General features: G+C 75.0%; 15 protein-coding genes. 3 read left to right on the top strand and 12 right to left on the bottom strand.

The features are described from left to right. Window positions 1–16 precede the first annotated feature (16 nt). The gene (locus V5D56_RS14150; RefSeq protein ID WP_435735935.1) at window positions 17–952 is read right to left on the bottom strand and encodes a LysR family transcriptional regulator; all 936 of its coding nucleotides are present in this window, start codon (window positions 950–952) and stop codon (window positions 17–19) included. A gap of 163 nt (window positions 953–1,115) precedes the next feature. Here V5D56_RS14150 and V5D56_RS14145 point away from each other — a divergent pair, with 163 nt between their 5' ends. Next, the gene (locus tag V5D56_RS14145) at window positions 1,116–2,141 is read left to right on the top strand and encodes a threonine ammonia-lyase (RefSeq protein ID WP_435735934.1); all 1,026 of its coding nucleotides are present in this window, start codon (window positions 1,116–1,118) and stop codon (window positions 2,139–2,141) included. Window positions 2,142–2,151: 10 nt separating this feature from the next. After that, entirely contained in the window at window positions 2,152–2,772 is a 621-nt protein-coding gene (locus tag V5D56_RS14140; protein ID WP_435735933.1) for an L-threonylcarbamoyladenylate synthase, read from the top strand. Window positions 2,773–2,878: 106 nt separating this feature from the next. Here V5D56_RS14140 and V5D56_RS14135 read toward each other — a convergent pair whose 3' ends face one another. Then, a complete protein-coding gene (locus V5D56_RS14135) occupies window positions 2,879–4,414 on the bottom strand; it encodes a lipase maturation factor family protein (protein WP_435735932.1) in 1,536 nt (511 codons plus the stop codon). Window positions 4,415–4,493: 79 nt separating this feature from the next. On the opposite strand from V5D56_RS14135, the gene V5D56_RS14130 reads away from it, so the two are divergent. Next, the gene (locus V5D56_RS14130) at window positions 4,494–5,930 is read left to right on the top strand and encodes a UTP--glucose-1-phosphate uridylyltransferase (RefSeq protein WP_435735931.1); all 1,437 of its coding nucleotides are present in this window, start codon (window positions 4,494–4,496) and stop codon (window positions 5,928–5,930) included. 23 nt (window positions 5,931–5,953) lie between these two features. Here V5D56_RS14130 and V5D56_RS14125 read toward each other — a convergent pair whose 3' ends face one another. The 10 genes from V5D56_RS14125 to V5D56_RS14080 all read right to left on the bottom strand — a co-directional run bounded on the left by V5D56_RS14125 (window position 5,954) and on the right by V5D56_RS14080 (window position 15,564). Then, window positions 5,954–6,616, bottom strand: coding sequence for an IMPACT family protein (locus V5D56_RS14125; protein ID WP_435735930.1), 663 nt, complete (start codon window positions 6,614–6,616; stop codon window positions 5,954–5,956). Window positions 6,617–6,638: 22 nt separating this feature from the next. Beyond that, on the bottom strand, window positions 6,639–8,084 hold the full coding sequence (gene argG / locus V5D56_RS14120; protein ID WP_435735929.1) for an argininosuccinate synthase: 1,446 nt from the start codon (window positions 8,082–8,084) through the stop codon (window positions 6,639–6,641). A 742-nt stretch (window positions 8,085–8,826) separates the two neighbouring features. After that, the gene (locus V5D56_RS14115; protein WP_435735928.1) at window positions 8,827–9,309 is read right to left on the bottom strand and encodes a VOC family protein; all 483 of its coding nucleotides are present in this window, start codon (window positions 9,307–9,309) and stop codon (window positions 8,827–8,829) included. A 162-nt stretch (window positions 9,310–9,471) separates the two neighbouring features. After that, on the bottom strand, window positions 9,472–10,050 hold the full coding sequence (locus V5D56_RS14110) for a Dps family protein (RefSeq protein ID WP_435735927.1): 579 nt from the start codon (window positions 10,048–10,050) through the stop codon (window positions 9,472–9,474). Between the two features lie 104 nt (window positions 10,051–10,154). Next, complete coding sequence (locus V5D56_RS14105) at window positions 10,155–10,706, bottom strand: hypothetical protein (protein ID WP_435735926.1); 552 nt, start codon at window positions 10,704–10,706, stop codon at window positions 10,155–10,157. Further along, window positions 10,703–12,073: a DUF58 domain-containing protein gene (locus V5D56_RS14100; protein WP_435735925.1), complete on the bottom strand. Its 1,371-nt coding sequence runs from the start codon at window positions 12,071–12,073 to the stop codon at window positions 10,703–10,705. Before V5D56_RS14100 ends, V5D56_RS14105 begins: the two co-directional genes overlap by 4 nt. Then, window positions 12,070–13,092 (bottom strand): AAA family ATPase, encoded by a 1,023-nt coding sequence (locus V5D56_RS14095; RefSeq protein WP_435735924.1) that lies wholly within the window; start codon window positions 13,090–13,092, stop codon window positions 12,070–12,072. Before V5D56_RS14095 ends, V5D56_RS14100 begins: the two co-directional genes overlap by 4 nt. Continuing rightward, window positions 13,089–13,607 (bottom strand): hypothetical protein, encoded by a 519-nt coding sequence (locus tag V5D56_RS14090; RefSeq protein WP_435735923.1) that lies wholly within the window; start codon window positions 13,605–13,607, stop codon window positions 13,089–13,091. Before V5D56_RS14090 ends, V5D56_RS14095 begins: the two co-directional genes overlap by 4 nt. Continuing rightward, complete coding sequence (locus V5D56_RS14085) at window positions 13,604–14,398, bottom strand: DUF4129 domain-containing protein (RefSeq protein WP_435735922.1); 795 nt, start codon at window positions 14,396–14,398, stop codon at window positions 13,604–13,606. The genes V5D56_RS14090 and V5D56_RS14085 overlap by 4 nt, the downstream gene beginning before the upstream one ends. After that, window positions 14,395–15,564, bottom strand: a complete 1,170-nt coding sequence (locus V5D56_RS14080; RefSeq protein WP_435735921.1) for a DUF3866 family protein — start codon at window positions 15,562–15,564, stop codon at window positions 14,395–14,397. Before V5D56_RS14080 ends, V5D56_RS14085 begins: the two co-directional genes overlap by 4 nt.

Raw genomic sequence — 15,564 nt, 5'->3', positions numbered from 1 at the left:
CGTGCTCGACGGTGGATCACCCCGTGGTCGTCGGGGCCGCCGACGCGGCCACGAGCCCGTCGACGACGGCGCGCGCACCCGGAGGCGGACGGTCCCCGTACGTGACCGCCAGCACGCGCCGCGCGGCGCCGGGCAGCGCACGGGTCACGACGCGCGGGTTTCGGTGCGCGCGCAGCGCCAGCGCGGGGAGCACCGAGACCCCCACGCCCGCCGCGACGAGCGACTGGACCGCGACGTAGTCGTCCGTCTCGAACGCGATCCGCGGCGTGAAGCCCGCACGTTCGCACCGGCCCACGAGGTCGGCCCGGCACCGCTCGCACCCCGCGATCCACGGCGCGTCGGCGAACCGCGCCAGGTCGGACGCTGCCGCCACCGTGGGTCGCGCGGGGTCCACGGGAGCGTCGCCGCCAGCAGCTCCGGGCACCGTCCGGGACGTCACGACCGACAGCTCCTCCTCGAGCACCGGCACCGGCACGAGCCCGTCGAGGTCCGCGGGCGAGCGGTCGTGCTCGAACACCAGCGCCACGTCCACCGTGCCGCGGCGCAAGGCTGCCAGCGCCTCGGGGGGCTCCGCCTCCACCAGACCCACCACCAGGCCGGGGTGGTCCACCGCGAGGCGCGCGACGACGTCGGGCACGAGCGTCGCGAGCGCCGACGGGAAGGCCGCCAGCCGGACCCGGCCGGCCGCGAGCCCCGCGAGAGCCTCCACCTCCTCACGCGCCGCACCGACGCGGCCCAGGATCTCCTCCGCGCGCGCCGCCAACAGACGGCCCGCGTCCGTCAGACGGATGCCTCGCCCGACCCGCTCCACGAGCGGCACCCCCACCTCCGCCTCGAGACGCGCCAGGTGGTGGCTCACCGACGGCTGCGCGTAGTGCAGCGCGCGCGCAGCGCCCGTGACCGACCCCTCGCGCGCCACAGCGGCCAGCACGCGCAGCCTCGTCAGGTCCATCGTCGCTCCCTCCGCCCCAGCACGAGCCCCGGTCCCAGCCCGTGGCCGCACGACGCCTGTGGGACGACTCGGCGACCACCCTGGGCCAAACCATAGAACGTATCGATCGATAGCGAGAGAACAGGCATTGGACCTATGCGTCGTCCGGGGTCACCGTGGACCCATGACCGACACCGACCCCGCGCCGTCGACCGCAGCGCTCCGCACGGCTGCGCCGTCGGACCTCGTCCCGCCCACCCTGCGCGACGTCCTCGACGCGCGACGCACCCTCGCCGCCCACCTCGAGCCCACGCCCGTGCGCTCCTACGAGCCCCTCGACACCGCCACCGGCGCACACGTCGTCGTCAAGCACGAGAACCTCCAGCCCACCGGTGCGTTCAAGGTCCGCGGAGCCCTCAACCTCCTCCTGCGCACCACCCCCGACGAGCGCGCCCGCGGCGTCGTCGCGTTCTCCACGGGCAACCACGCCCAGGCCGTCGCCCACGCCGCCCGGGCCACCGGCACGTCCTGCACGATCGTCATGCCCACGGACCCGAACCCCACCAAGGCGCACGCCGTACGCACCCTCGGCGCGCGCCTCGTGCTGCACGGAGCGACGTTCGACGACGCCCGGGAGCGCGCCGCGGCGCTCGCGGCGGAGACCGGCGCGCGCCTGGTCAGCGCCGCGAACGAGCCGCTGCTCGTGGCCGGCGTCGCGACGGCGTACCTCGAGCTCCTGGAGCAGGCGCCGGACCTCGACGTGCTCGTCGTCCCGGTCGGCGGGGGCAGCGGCGCCGCGGCCGCGTGCCTCGTGGCCCGCGCGCTCGCGCCCGACATCGAGGTCGTCGCGGTGCAGTCGTCCGCGTCGCCCGCCGCCCACGACTCGTGGCGCTCGGGCACGCTGCGGACGGCGGTCAACGCCAGTCGTGCGGAGGGCCTCGCGACGGGCTGCGGGTTCGCCCTCACCCAGGAGATCCTGCGCGCCCAGCTCGACGACTTCGTCCTCGTGGACGACGACGCGCTCGACCGCGCGGCCGGCCTCTTCCTCACGGGGGCGCGCACGGTCGCCGAGACCGCCGGGGCGGCGGGGCTCGCCGCGGTCCTCGCCGACCCGGACCGGTTCGCCGGCCGCCGCGTGGGCGTCGTGTGCACGGGCGGGAACTCGAGCCCGGCCGAGCTGCGCCGGGTGCTCGCCGCGGTCCCGGCCTAGGCTCGGGCGCATGGCCCGCTACCTCGACGTGCACCCCGACAACCCGCAGCCGCGCGTGATCGCGCAGGTCGTCGCGCTGCTCGGCGACGGCGGTCTCGTCGCCTACCCGACCGACTCCGGCTACGCGCTCGGGTGCCGCATGGACGACCGCGAGGGCACGGAGCGCATCCGGCGCATCCGCCACCTCGACGACAAGCACCACTTCACGCTCGTGTGCGCGGACTTCGCGCAGCTCGGGCACTTCGTCATGGTCGACAACTCCGCGTTCCGCGCGATCAAGGCCGCCACCCCGGGCCCGTACACGTTCATCATGCGGGCGACGTCGGAGGTGCCGCGCCGCCTCGCGCACCCGAAGAAGCGGACCGTGGGCGTCCGGATCCCGGACGACACAGTCGCCCAGGCGATCGTCGCGGCGCTGGGCGAGCCCATCCTGTCGAGCTCGCTCATCCTCCCGGGCTCGGACGAGGCGCTCACCGACGGATGGGCGATCAAGGAGGAGCTCGACCACGTGATCGACGCCGTCGTCGACGGGGGCGAGCGCGGCAGCGCACCCACCACGGTCGTCGACGTGTCCGACGGCGTGCCCGAGGTCGTGCGCGTCGGCGCGGGCGACCCGTCGCGCTTCGAGTGAGCGGCAGGCGGCGACCTCGTCGCCGCGAGACCGGCAGATCGGCGCGAGATCCGTTCTCCGGAGTGCCGATCTGACGCCGGAGTGCCGATCTCGGCTCGTGCCGGAGCTAGGCGTCCGGGCCGAGGAGGCGTCGCATCCGGGCGAGGTCGACGGGGTCGACGAGGACCGCGAGCTCGTGCCGCACCCACCACGCGCCGGTGCGCCGGCGTTCCTCGCGCGTCGAGAACCGGTACCGGAAGAGTCGCGCGCGGACCCAGCGCGGCGCGGGCCCCGCGGGATCCGCGCCGAACGGGTCGGCGCGCAGCAGGCGCAGCGTCGCGGGATCGGCCTCGAGGAGCCGCAGGAGCAGCACCTCGAACCACCGCACGCCCGGTGAGCCCAGCGCGAGGAACCACATCTGCCAGTCGAGCCGCAGGTGGTACGGCGCGACCTGCGGCGGACGACGGCGCACGTCGCCCGGTTTGCCGCGGAACGCGTACTCGACCCAGTCGTCCGGCCCGGGGGAGCGCGCCGTCGTCCCCTCCAGCACGACCTCGTCGCGCCGCCGCGTCACCGACCCGAAAGCGCCGTACGCGTTGACCAGCCGCAACGGGTCGAAGCTCGCGTTCATGAGCTGGCGCCGCGCCACGAGGTTGCGCGCCGGGCGGTAGCTGAGCACGAGCAGCAGCGCGCTCACCACGACGACCACCACGACCTGGGCGACGGGCCCGCCGAGGCCGCCCGCGCCGTCGGGCACGGCGGTCCCCGAGGGCGACGCGCCGAGCCAGCCGCCCACGGCCGCCCACGACCCGTCGCTCACGAGCGACAGCCCCAGCACGACCGTCAGCCAGTTCAGCCACGCGAAGTTCCCCGTCACCACGAGCCACAGCTGCGTGAGCACGACCACGGCGCCCGCCCAGGACGCCACCGGCTGCGGCGCGAAGAACAGGAACGGGACCACGAGCTGCGTCACGTGGTTCCCCGCCACCTCCACCCGGTGCCACCACCGCGGCGCGTGGTGCGCGTGCCACGAGAACGGCCCGGGCAGCGGCTGCGTCTCGTGGTGATAGTCCAGCGCCGTGAGATCGCGCCATGCCCGGTCGCCACGGATCTTGATCAGGCCCGCACCGAGCTCGACGCGGAACAGGCACCACCGCGCCAGCAGGATCACCAGCAGGGGAGGCGCCACGTGCTCGCCCGACGAGCCCAGCCACGCGACGAGGAACGTCACCTCGCACAGCAGCGACTCCCACCCGAACCCGTAGAACCGCCCCCCGGCGTTCACCACCGACAGGTAGACCACCCACAGGAGGAGGAACGCGAGCGTCGTGACCCACCACGGCCCGAGCTGCGGGACGCCCGCCACGAGCAGCGCGCCCACCGCGACGCCGCCCCAGCCCAGGCCCACCACGAACCCGTCCGTGCACCGCCACCGCAGCACGCTCGGAGCGTCCCGCCACCGCGTGCGGTCGAGCACCCGCACCGCCGGCGTCAGCCCGCGCGCGCCCAGCAGAGGCCGCCACTGCCGCACGACCGCCCAGAACGCGACGACCAGGATCGCCGCCGTGCCGCGCTGCAGCACCTCGCGTGCGACGTCGTAGTCCCCGGCCCAGAACCACGAGCCCAGCCAGTCGGCCGATCCGGCCACCGACGCGTCGTCCATCACCCCACGGTAGGCATGTGACCCGCGTCTCACCCGCCCGCCCGAGCCGGGAAGCAGCACCCGCCCCTAGCATCGGGACATGAGCAGCCCGACGGACGCCCCCGGTCTCGAGCAGTCACAGCAGCGCATGCGCGACGCCGGGGTCGCCACCGCCGCCGTCGACGTCTTCACGCGGTTCTACCGCCTCCTCGAGTCCGGCGAGACCGGGATGATCCCCGAGGCCGACGTCGAACCCCTCACCGACGTCGCGCACCGCGACGCGATCGACGTCCCCGCCGACGACGCCCGCACCGCCCTTGAACGCACCGCGATCATCAAGCTCAACGGCGGCCTCGGCACCTCCATGGGCATGGACCGTGCCAAGTCTCTCCTCACAGTCCGCGACGCCGACCCGCACCAGGGCACGGAGGCCGGACCCCTGACCTTCCTCGACGTCATCGTCGCCCAGGTCCGCGCCGCCCGGCGCGCCACCGGTGCCACCCTGCCGCTGCTCCTCATGAACAGCTTCCGCACCCGGGCCGACACCCTCGCCGCCCTCGCCCCCCACGACGACCTCCCTGTCGAGGGCCTGCCGCTCGACTTCCTCCAGAACCGCGAGCCCAAGCTCCTCGCCACCGACCTCACGCCCGTCGACTGGCCCGCCGACCCCGAGCTCGAGTGGTGCCCGCCCGGCCACGGCGACCTCTACACCGCCCTCCACGCCTCCGGAGCGCTCCGCGCCCTCCTCGACGCCGGCTACCGCTACGCGAGCGTCTCCAACTCCGACAACCTCGGCGCCGCGCCCGACGCCGCCATGGCCGGCTGGTTCGCCGCGTCCGGCGCCCCCTTCGCCGCCGAGGTCGCCCGCCGCACGCCCGCCGACCGCAAGGGCGGCCACCTCGTGGTCCGCCGCTCCGACGGCCGCATCGTCCTGCGCGAGACCGCCCAGACGCCCGACGCCGACGCGGACGCCGCCGCCGACATCTCCCGCCACCGGTACTTCAACACGAACAACCTCTGGTTCGACCTCGAGGCGCTCGCGGGCGAGCTCGAGCGGACCGGCGGGGTGCTCGAGCTGCCGCTCATCCGGAACACGAAGACGGTCGACCCGACCGACCCGTCGTCGCCCGAGGTGATCCAGATCGAGTCGGCGATGGGCGCGGCCGTCGAGGTGTTCGACGGCGCGGTGGCGATCGAGGTCGGCCGCGACCGGTTCCTGCCCGTGAAGACGACGAACGACCTCCTCGTCCTGCGGTCGGACGTCTACGACCTCGACGACGCGTACCGCTTCGTCGCGCGGACCGACGCGCCGCTCGTCGACCTCGACACCGCGCACTACAAGACCATCGCGGGGTTCGACGCGCGCTTCGACGACGGCACGCCGTCACTGCGGGGCGCCCGGTCGCTCACCGTCCGGGGGGACTGGTCGTTCGGCGGGGGAGTGACCGTGGTCGACGACGCCCGGCTCGACGACGCGGGCGGGGCGTCGCGCGTGCCCGACGGCGCCGTCGTGGGCCCGGACGGCGTGAGCGACTGACGGATCGTGTCCCCTGACAGGTCTCAGCGGTCCAGGTCGACCACGCGTCGCTCGCCACGAGCGGCGGCCAGTGTGCCTGCCGACGCGGCGGCCAGGTCGGCGTCGAACCGGTCGAGGTCTGCGGGCGCGACGAGCAGCGTGAAGCGCGCGACCTGCTCGTACGCCACCCCCGCGAGGACCGCGTCGTGCGCGCCCGCCCAGTCCTGCAGCACGCCGTGCAGGCGACCGGCCGCGGCGTGCGGGACGTCCACGGTGACGACCGTGCGCACGGCGCGGCGCACGACGCGCGCGACGTCCAGGGCCTCGCTCACCGCCGACGAGTAGGCACGGACCAGCCCGCCCGCCCCGAGCAGCACCCCGCCGAAGTACCGCGTGACGACCGCGACGACGTCGGTGAGCCCGCGGTGCCGCAGCACCTCGAGCATGGGGACGCCCGCGGTGCCGGAGGGTTCTCCGTCGTCCGTCGAGCGCTGCTGGTCCGCGTGCGGCCCGACGACGAGCGCGACGCAGTGGTGACGTGCGTCCCAGTGCTCCTTGCGCACGCGCGCTACCACGGCGTCGGCCGCCTCGACGCTCGCCACGGGCGCGAGGTGAGCGAGGAACCGTGACCTCTTGACGACGAGCTCGTGGTCGACGGGCCGGGCGATCGTGCCCGGCAGGTCACCGGCGCTCGTGCTCGTCACCACGTGCCGACCCTACCGACGACGGTCAGTCGGTGCCGCTCTCCATCGCGGCGCGGTCGAGCAGCTCGTCGTCGGCGTCGACCGTGCCGCGCGACGCGATGACCTCGGCGCCGCCCTCGGCCATCGCGCCGATGAGCGCCGTCTGCCCCTGGTCGGCGCCGACGAGCGTCGCGTGCGCGCTCCCGACGATGCCCAGCTGGGCGTACTGCTCGAGCTTCGCGCGCGAGTCGGCGATGTCGAGGTTGCGCATGGTGAGCTGGCCGATGCGGTCCATGGGACCGAACGCCGAGTCCTCGGTGCGCTCCATGGAGAGCTTGTCCGGGTGGTAGCTGAACGCGGGTCCTGAGGTGTCCATCACCGAGTAGTCCTCGCCACGACGCAGCCGCAGCGTGACCTGGCCGGTGACCGCCGTGCTCACCCAGCGCTGCAGGGACTCGCGGATCATGAGCGCCTGCGGGTCGAGCCAGCGGCCCTCGTACATGAGGCGCCCGAGGCGCCGGCCCTCGTTGTGGTACTGCGCGAGGGTGTCCTCGTTGTGGATCGCGTTGACGAGGCGCTCGTACGCGGCGTGCAGGAGCGCCATGCCCGGCGCCTCGTAGATCCCGCGGCTCTTGGCCTCGATGATCCGGTTCTCGATCTGGTCGGACATGCCGAGACCGTGGCGCCCGCCGATGGCGTTCGCCGCCATCACCAGGTCGACGGGGGTGTCGAACTCCTGGCCGTCGATCGTCACGGGGCGGCCCTCGTGGAAGCCGATCGTCACGTCCTCCGTGGCGATCTCGACCTCGGGGTCCCAGAAGCGCACGCCCATGATCGGCTCGACGGTCTCGACGCCGGTGTCGAGGTGCTCGAGCGTCTTCGCCTCGTGCGTCGCGCCCCAGATGTTCGCGTCGGTCGAGTACGCCTTCTCGGTGCTGTCGCGGTAGGGGAGCCCGTGCGCCAGCAGCCACTGCGACATCTCGGTGCGCCCGCCGAGCTCGGTGACGAAGTCCGCGTCGAGCCACGGCTTGTAGATGCGCAGGTGGGGGTTCGCCAGGAGCCCGTAGCGGTAGAAGCGCTCGATGTCGTTGCCCTTGAACGTCGAGCCGTCGCCCCAGATCTGCACGTCGTCCTCGCGCATGGCGCGGACGAGGAGCGTTCCCGTGACCGCGCGGCCCAGGGGAGTGGTGTTGAAGTACGAGCGCCCGCCCGAGCGGATGTGGAACGCGCCGGTGGCGAGCGCGGCGAGACCCTCCTCGACCAGTGCGGCGCGGCAGTCGACGAGCCGCGCCACCTCGGCGCCGTAGGCCGTCGCGCGGCTCGGCACCGAGGCGATGTCCGGCTCGTCGTACTGGCCGATGTCGGCGGTGTAGGTGCAGGGCACGGCGCCCTTGTCGCGCATCCAGGCGACAGCGACGGACGTGTCGAGACCACCGGAGAACGCGATGCCGACGCGCTCGCCGACGGGCAGGGAGGTGAGGACCTTGGACATGGAGAAGAGTATGCGCCATCTCGCATAGGTATGCAAAGAGCGGTCAGCGGGAGGGCGCACCGGGCGCTCGACGCGCCGTCGCGACGGGGTGAGCCGGCGTGTTCTCGCCTAAAAAGTGTGCCAAGCGCCTACCCTCGCGACCATGGACCATCCCGCACCGGGCACCGAGCCCGGAACCCCGCCCGTCGGCACGACGGCGGCCCGGTACCCCCGCCCGACCGTCTCCCTCGCGGAGGCGGAGTGGGTGTGGCGCCTCCTGGCGACGGAGGCGATGGTCGAGGCGGCGAAGCCCGAGACCGTGCGCCTCGCCGTCATCACCGGCCTGACGCGGGCGACCGGCGCGCGCTACTCCGACCTGCTGCGCTGCACCGCCGACGCGATCGACCTGGGTCCTGTCGGGGCGCGCACGGGGGAGGGGCGCGTCGTGCTCACGCACGGCAAGCACCGCACCGTGCGCGAGCACGTGCTCAGCGCGAGCGTCGTCGTCGTGCTGCGGCTGTGGATGGCGGTGCGCGACGAGCTCGCCGCGGAGCTCGAGGGCTCGGTGCCGCGCGCGCTGCTGCTCACCGTGCACCACACGCACGACAACGGGGTGACGATCTCGAGCGGCCTGCCCATCACGAAGCAGGGCCTCGTGCTCTCGTGGCGTCGCTTCGTGCACCGGACCAACGCCCGGTACGGCGGCGTGCGCGCTCCGCTGCCCACGCGGTTCGAGCAGGTGCGGCGCGCCTGGGTCGAGGCGTCAGGACCTGTCGGGCCGGACGGCTCCCTCGTCGGCCCGGGTCTCGGTGCGGACGCCGGGCGGGACGCCCTCCTCGCTGCCGAGCTCCTGGAAGAGCGTCACGTGGAGCCCGGCGGGGGCGTCGAGCCGTGAGTTGAGCGAGTTCCACGGCGTGCGGGTCGGGGGAGCGACGAGCTCTGCGCCGGCGTCGACGAGGCGCGAGGTGACGGCCGCGGTGTCGTCCACCTCGAACGCCACGCGGAGGTGGCCGGCGACCTGTCGCCCCACCTCGAGATCGTCGATCGCGCGCTTGTGCGCGGGGTTCGCGATCTCGAGCGTCGCGTGCCCGACGTCGAGGATCGCGACCCGTTCGTCGTCACCCTCGGCGTAGGCGACGCGCTGGGGGAGGCCCAGGACGTCGCGGTAGAAGGCGAGCGCGGCGTCGTAGTCCTCCGCCTCGACGACGAGGCGCAGCTGGCGGACGGGTCGTGCGGTCGGCGGCATGAGACCACCGTAGTCGACTCTCGATATAAATAGTGTGCCAAGCGCAACGACAGCCCGCACCACCACCCGAAACACCTCACCGCCCAGCACGGACGAACCGACGCACGAGAAGGGCGCGCCTCCCGCTGGGGGGAGGCGCGCCCTTCGTCCGTACGGTGCCGGTCAGGGCTGGCCGACGGCACCTTCCTCGGCCTTCGAGGCCGCTCCGGACTCGGTGCGCGCACCCGCGGTGGAGAGGTCGCCGCCGGTCGACTCGAGGTGCGCCCGGACGAACCAGTGGAAGAGCTCGAGCTCGTGGAGGTGACCGATGAGCAGGTCGTTGGTCACGTCGTCGAGGCCCTCGGTCGCCGTCGCGGCCTCGCGGTGCGCGGTGATGACGCCGACGTACACCTCGTCGAGCGCGCCGAGGTGGGCGATCGTCGAGGCACGTCCGAGGGAGTAGTCCTCCCACGTGCGCCCGGCGACGAGCGCCCCGGGCGTGCCCTGGGGCGAGACACCGAGCGTCGCGATGCGCTCGGCGATCGCGTCGACCATCGCCCGGACGGCGTCGACCTGCGGGTCGATCATCTCGTGGACCGCGATGAAGTGCGGTCCGACGACGTTCCAGTGGATGTGCTTGAGCGTGAGCTGGAGGTCGTTGAGAGCGTGCAGGCGCTCCTGGAGGATCGCCGCAGCCTTCCCACCCTCCTCCGGTGTGAGAGACGGGACGGTGTACTTCGGCAGGTCCTTCTGAGCGGCCATGGGGCGCCTCCTCGGGTCGGTGCGCACGCCGCCGACGCGGCGGACGGGTGGACGTTCGGTCCTGCCCATCCTGGTGCGGTACCGGGCGGCACGCAGGTCGAGCGTCAGTCCCGCGGCAGGACGAGCACCGTCAGCCCGAGGAGGGCCAGCCCGCCGAGCGCGACACCGACCGGCACGGCGGACGCCCCGGCCACGAGCAGGAGCACGAGGCCGACGAGCTGGAGCGCCACCTGGATCACGACGAGGCGCCGCGCGTCCGGCAGGAGCGCGCGCAGCTCGACGGCGGCGGACGGCGCGACGTGCGCGCACCACCAGGAGAGGCGGAGCACGAGGTGCGCGAGCGGCAGGAGCGCGAGGACGACGGGGTCGAAAGGGCCGGGCCCGCCCGCGAGCGCCAGCCCGCCGAGGACGACGAGGACGTGCGGGACGGGCGGCCGGCAGAGCCCTGCGACGACCGCTCCGAGAAGGACGGCGACGCTCCACCGGAGGGCGGGGTCGCCGACGACGGGCAGGAGCGCGATCCCCGTGTACGCGGCGGCGACGAGCAGGAGCGCGAGGCGCAGCACGAGCCCGCCGACGGTCGCGCCGGTCTCGACGTCGACGCGGGGCGGCGCCATCGACTCCGAGGCGTCGTGCGAGGTGCGGCTCCCGGTCATCGCGCACCCCCCTGGCCGGCTCGCGGGGCACGTGCCAGCCGACGTTCGTGGCGACGAGCAGCCATCTCGAGCGCGCCACGGGGGTCGGGCTCCGTCCGGCCGGCGTCCGTCCGGAGGTCGGGCAGCCACCGCACGACGTCGACCCCGGACGCGCGCAGGACGTCGACGCGGTCCTCGCGCTCCCGGCGGGTGATCTGCCAGGCGAGCACGACCCTGCGGTCCGCGTCGGCGACCGCGACGGGCGGCAGGGTGTCGACGACCACGACGACGTGCCCGGCGTCGTGCCACTGTCGCGCGAGGCGCGGCGCCTCGTCGTCGAGCAGGGTGGAGAAGAGGTAGACGGCGGCACCGGCGGGGACCTGTGGCGGGCGCAGCCTCGTGGACGGATCACCGACCGGGCGCGCCAGCGCGAGCCCGTGCAGGACGCGCCGCAGGTGACGACGCCCGCCGCCGGGGCGCACCGGTCGTCGGAGCTGGCCGAGGTCGTCGAGCGCGACCCGGTCGCCGGCGTCGAGGACGACCTGCGCGACGGACGCCGCGGCGTGGCGCGCGAGGTCGAGCGACGTGGCCTCGTCGGGACGCCGGAACCCGACGCCGCCCCAGGTGGTGAGGTCGGGACCGACCTCGTCGCGCGAGTCGAGCACGAGCACCACGGTGGCCTCCGCGGTGCCGAACGTGCGACGCACGTACAGCGTCTCGAGCGTCGGGGACCGTCTGGCGGTCGCGCGCCAGTCGACGCGTCGTGCGGTGTCCCCGGGCCGGAACGCGTCGACGTCGCGCAGCTCCGAGCCCTCGCCGGGCCGTCGTGACGTGTGCGGACCGGCGAGCCCGCGCAGGCGGGAGGCGAGCGGCACCCGGCCGAGCGCCACGGGGCGCGGCAGGACCAGCAGCGGCGGGCCGACCGTGGTCGACGGCACCTGCTCCTCGACGCCCTCGGGGCCGTAGGCGGCGTGGTCCACGCGGTACGACGGCTGCGGCCCGGTGCGGACGGAGCGCGTGCTCACGGCGACCTCGCGCTCCGGCGTGCCCGTGACGGCGAGCGTGCGCTCGGCGGTGAGGTTCGCCGGGCCCACGACCCGGACGCTGACCGTCTCCACGCCGGGCGGGGAGGTGATCCGCAGCCGGGCGCCGAGGGTCCCGGCGGGGGCTTCGGGGTCCGGGACGACGGCGACCGTCACGAGCCCGGCCGGTCGGCGCGTCTGTCCCCACGTCGCGCTGAGCAGCGCCGGCAGCCCCAGGAGCGCGACGTCCGCGCGGCGTGTCACGAGCCCGACGGCGAGCAGGACGACTCCGACGGTCGTCCCGGCCGCGAGCGCCGTCGTGGTGCGCCACACGGGTGGCGTGCCGGGTCGTGGGGGCGTGCTCACCCCCGTCCGCCGGCGACGGTGGTGGGGCCGGGGACGGTGGTGAGGAGGGAGCGCACGAGGGCTTCGGGGTGGCGGTCGGCGGCCCAGGCGGCGGGGGTGAGGGTGAGGCGGTGGGCGAGGACGGGGACGGCGACGCGCTTGACGTCCTCGGGCAGGACGTAGTCGCGGCCGTCGAGGACGGCGACGGCGCGGGCGAGGAGGGCGAGGTTCTGGGAGCCGCGGGGGGAGGCGCCGACCTCGAGGGCGTCGTGGGTGCGGGTGGCGGCGGCGAGGTCGACGCAGTAGCCGAGGACGTCGGGGTCGATGTCGACGGTCTCGACGCCGGCCTGCATGGCGCGGACGGTGGTGTGGTCGACGACCTGGGTGACGGTGGGGTCGTCGTGGCGGCGGGCGACGCGGCGGGCGAGGACCTCGCGCTCTTCGTCGCGGGCGGGGTAGCCGACGGCGAGGCGGACCATGAAGCGGTCGAGCTGGGCTTCGGGGAGGGGGTAGGTGCCTTCGTACTCGACGGGGTTGGACGTGGCGACGACGTGGAAGGGGCGGGGCAGGGGGTGGGTGGTGCCGTCGACGGTGACCTGGCGCTCGGCCATGGCCTCGAGGAGCGCGGACTGGGTCTTGGGGGCGGTCCGGTTGATCTCGTCGGCGAGGAAGAGACCGGTGAAGACGGGGCCGGGGCGGAAGTCGAAGGTGCGGGTCGCGGGGTCGTAGACGGCGGACCCGGTGATGTCGGAGGGCAGGAGGTCGGGCGTGCACTGGAGCCGGGCGAAGTCGAGGCCGAGGGCGCGGGCGAGGCTGCGTGCGGCGAGGGTCTTGCCGAGGCCGGGGACGTCCTCGAAGAGCACGTGCCCGCCGGCGAGGACGGTGGCGAGGGCGAGGGTGAGGGTCTCGCGCATGCCGACGACGGCGGTGGCGACCTCGTCGAGGATGCGTCGGGAGTGCTCGGCGACCTCGGTGACGGTCAGGGGTGAGACGTCGGCGGTGGCGCTCCGGTCGTCGGGCCGGGCGGTCCAGGAGGTCAACGGGGTGTCCCTTCGTCGGGGGGTGGTGTGGTGGCGAGTCGTTCGACGGCGTCGAGCCAGGTCTGGAGCTGCCGGGGGGTGGGCAGCGTGCCGTGGGTGGCGTGGTCGTGGAGGCCGTGCGCGGTCGGGGTGCCGAGGAGCGGCTCGGCGAGGGCGGCGAGGTGGGGGTCGGCGAGGTCGCCGCGGAGGCCGTGCCGGGTGAGCTGGTGGTCGGCGAGGGTGCGGACGCGCCGGGCGGCGCGGTCGGTGACGCGTCCGTCCTTGCCGAGGATGGCCCAGCCGAGGTCGGAGACGTCGCGTCGGGCGCCGTCGCGGTGCGTGGGTGGTAGCGGGGGCCAGGTCCCGTCGCCGGTGTACTCGGCGCTGTGCCACAGCAGGAGGGCGCTGAGGGCGGCGGCGGCGAGCATGAGGGCGTGCGCGGCGGACGAGCCGAGGACGACGAGGACGATCGCGGTGAGGACGACGAGCGTCGCGGGCACCGCGGCGCGGCGCAGGATCGCGGGGAGGTGGTTCATGCGTCGGTCGCCCGGTGCGGGGTGTCGGTCGGGGGCGTGGTCGTCTCGTCGATCGCGAGGTCGTCGGCGAGGCGGTGCAGGGCCTCGCGGGCGGTCTGGACGTCGCTGGTGTCGATGTCCGCGTCGCGGAACCGGGCGCGGTGGTAGAGGGCCCGCAGGGTGGCGACGGCGTCGGGGTCCGCGGGAGTGCGGTCGAGCACGGCGACGGTGAACTCGGTGGGGGTCTGGGCGGGGTCGCGGTGCGCGCCCGCGAGCGCCGCGGCGTCCTCGAGTGCGACCCAGGCGGCGACGACGGCGTCGCGCGGGGGGACGGTGGCGGTGAGGTGCTGCTCGGCGGTGCTCAGCCCGTGGCGCAGGTGGGGGACGACGTCGTCCTCGGGGGTGCCGAGGAGGATGTGCCCGGGGGGCGCGGTGACGAGCGGGGCCGGTGCGCCGCCGCGGCGGATCCGTGCGAGGACGTTGCGCAGGACGAGGAGGGCGACGACGAGCAGGACGATCCCGGCGACGGCGAGGAGGTAGTCGCCGAGGCCGAACCCGCCCTCGTCCAGCGGCACCGGCGGCGGTTCGACGGGTGGGGTGGTCGCCGTGGGCACCGGTTCGGGGGGCGGTTCCTGGGCTCCGGAGAGGGTGGAGAGCCAGGCGGGGACGTTCCAGCTCCAGGGCGTGCCGGTCGCGGCGGCGGCGAGCACGACGGTGGCGAGCGTGGCGACGAGCGCGAGGTGTCGCGGGCCCGGCCGGTGCGCTGGTGCGGGCGGTGTCGGGGTGGGGCGCGCTCGCGCGGGTGCGGTCATGCCCGGGCGAGGTTCTCGGCGTGGACGCCGGCGACGGCGGCGGTGAGGAACGCGGCGGGGTCCTGGTCGAGGCCGCGGCCCATGGTGGACAGGCGCACAGGGGCGTCGCGCAGCGCGTCGAGCAGCGGGGTGTCGACGGTGACGTCGACGCGGCGGTGGCGCCCGGTGGGCTCGGTGAGGGTGGTGGCCTGCTCGGTGAGGCGCGCGGTGAGGGACTGTCCCCACCCGGGGAGGGCCTCGACGTCGGGCTCGGGGACGGGGACGACGACGTCGCACGCGGTGAGCGCGACGCGCCCGTAGGCGGTGAGGGAGTGGTGGGAGACGCCGAGGTGGCGATCGCGGGGGTCGGCGCCCGAGACGCGCAGGGACGCGACCGCGTGCCCGCCGAGCGCGGTGGTGGCGTTGAGGGCCTCCCCGGCGGCGACGCCGGAGTAGCCCCAGCGGGTGCCGGTGCCGAGGTTGCCGGGGCCCTGGGCGACGACGACGAGGTCGGCGCCGACGACGTGGCGGGCCGCGAGGAGGCCGGTGTGGACGGTCACGGCCTCGAGGTCGCCGCCGAACGCCTGCCCGACGGTGACGCAGGCCTCGAGCCAGCCGGTCTCGCGCAGGGTCGCGACGGTGCGGGAGAACGCGGCGGGCAGCGCACCGCCGTCGGTCATGACGTACGCGACGCGGGGCGCCGGGCGGCCCGCGAGCGCCGCGGCGTGGCGGGCGCCGGCGACGACGGCGGGCAGGGCGGAGTGCAGGTCGGCGACGACGACGGGGGTCGCGTCGAGGTCGTCGGCGTCCCGCAGGGTGTCGTGGTGGGGGGACTCCTGCTCGTCGACGCCGAGGACGAGGGCCTGCAGGGGCGTGTAGCGGGCCTTGACGAGGTGGCCGGGGCCGGGGGCGGGGTCGGGCGGCACGGGCGTCCCGCGGGCGGCGGGTCCGACGACGAGGGCGTACCCGCCGGTGCCGAGCCCTCGGGCGAGCGCGGAGACGTTGAGGAGGAGGCCGTCGCCGTCGCGGGGGGTGCCGACGAGGTCGGTGTAGGCGAGGGCGCGGACGGTCGTGCGGGGTGTGTCGTCGGCCCCGGGGAGGGGGTCGTGGAGCTCGACGGTGAGCTCCTGCGCGCCGGGCCAGGCCCGTCCGCGCGACACCACGGTCCCGGTTCGCCACGTGATCAC

This window comes from Cellulosimicrobium sp. PMB13 (assembly GCF_051294865.1).
Lineage (GTDB): Bacteria > Actinomycetota > Actinomycetes > Actinomycetales > Cellulomonadaceae > Cellulosimicrobium.
This window is presented reverse-complemented; position numbering and strand designations above follow the sequence as displayed.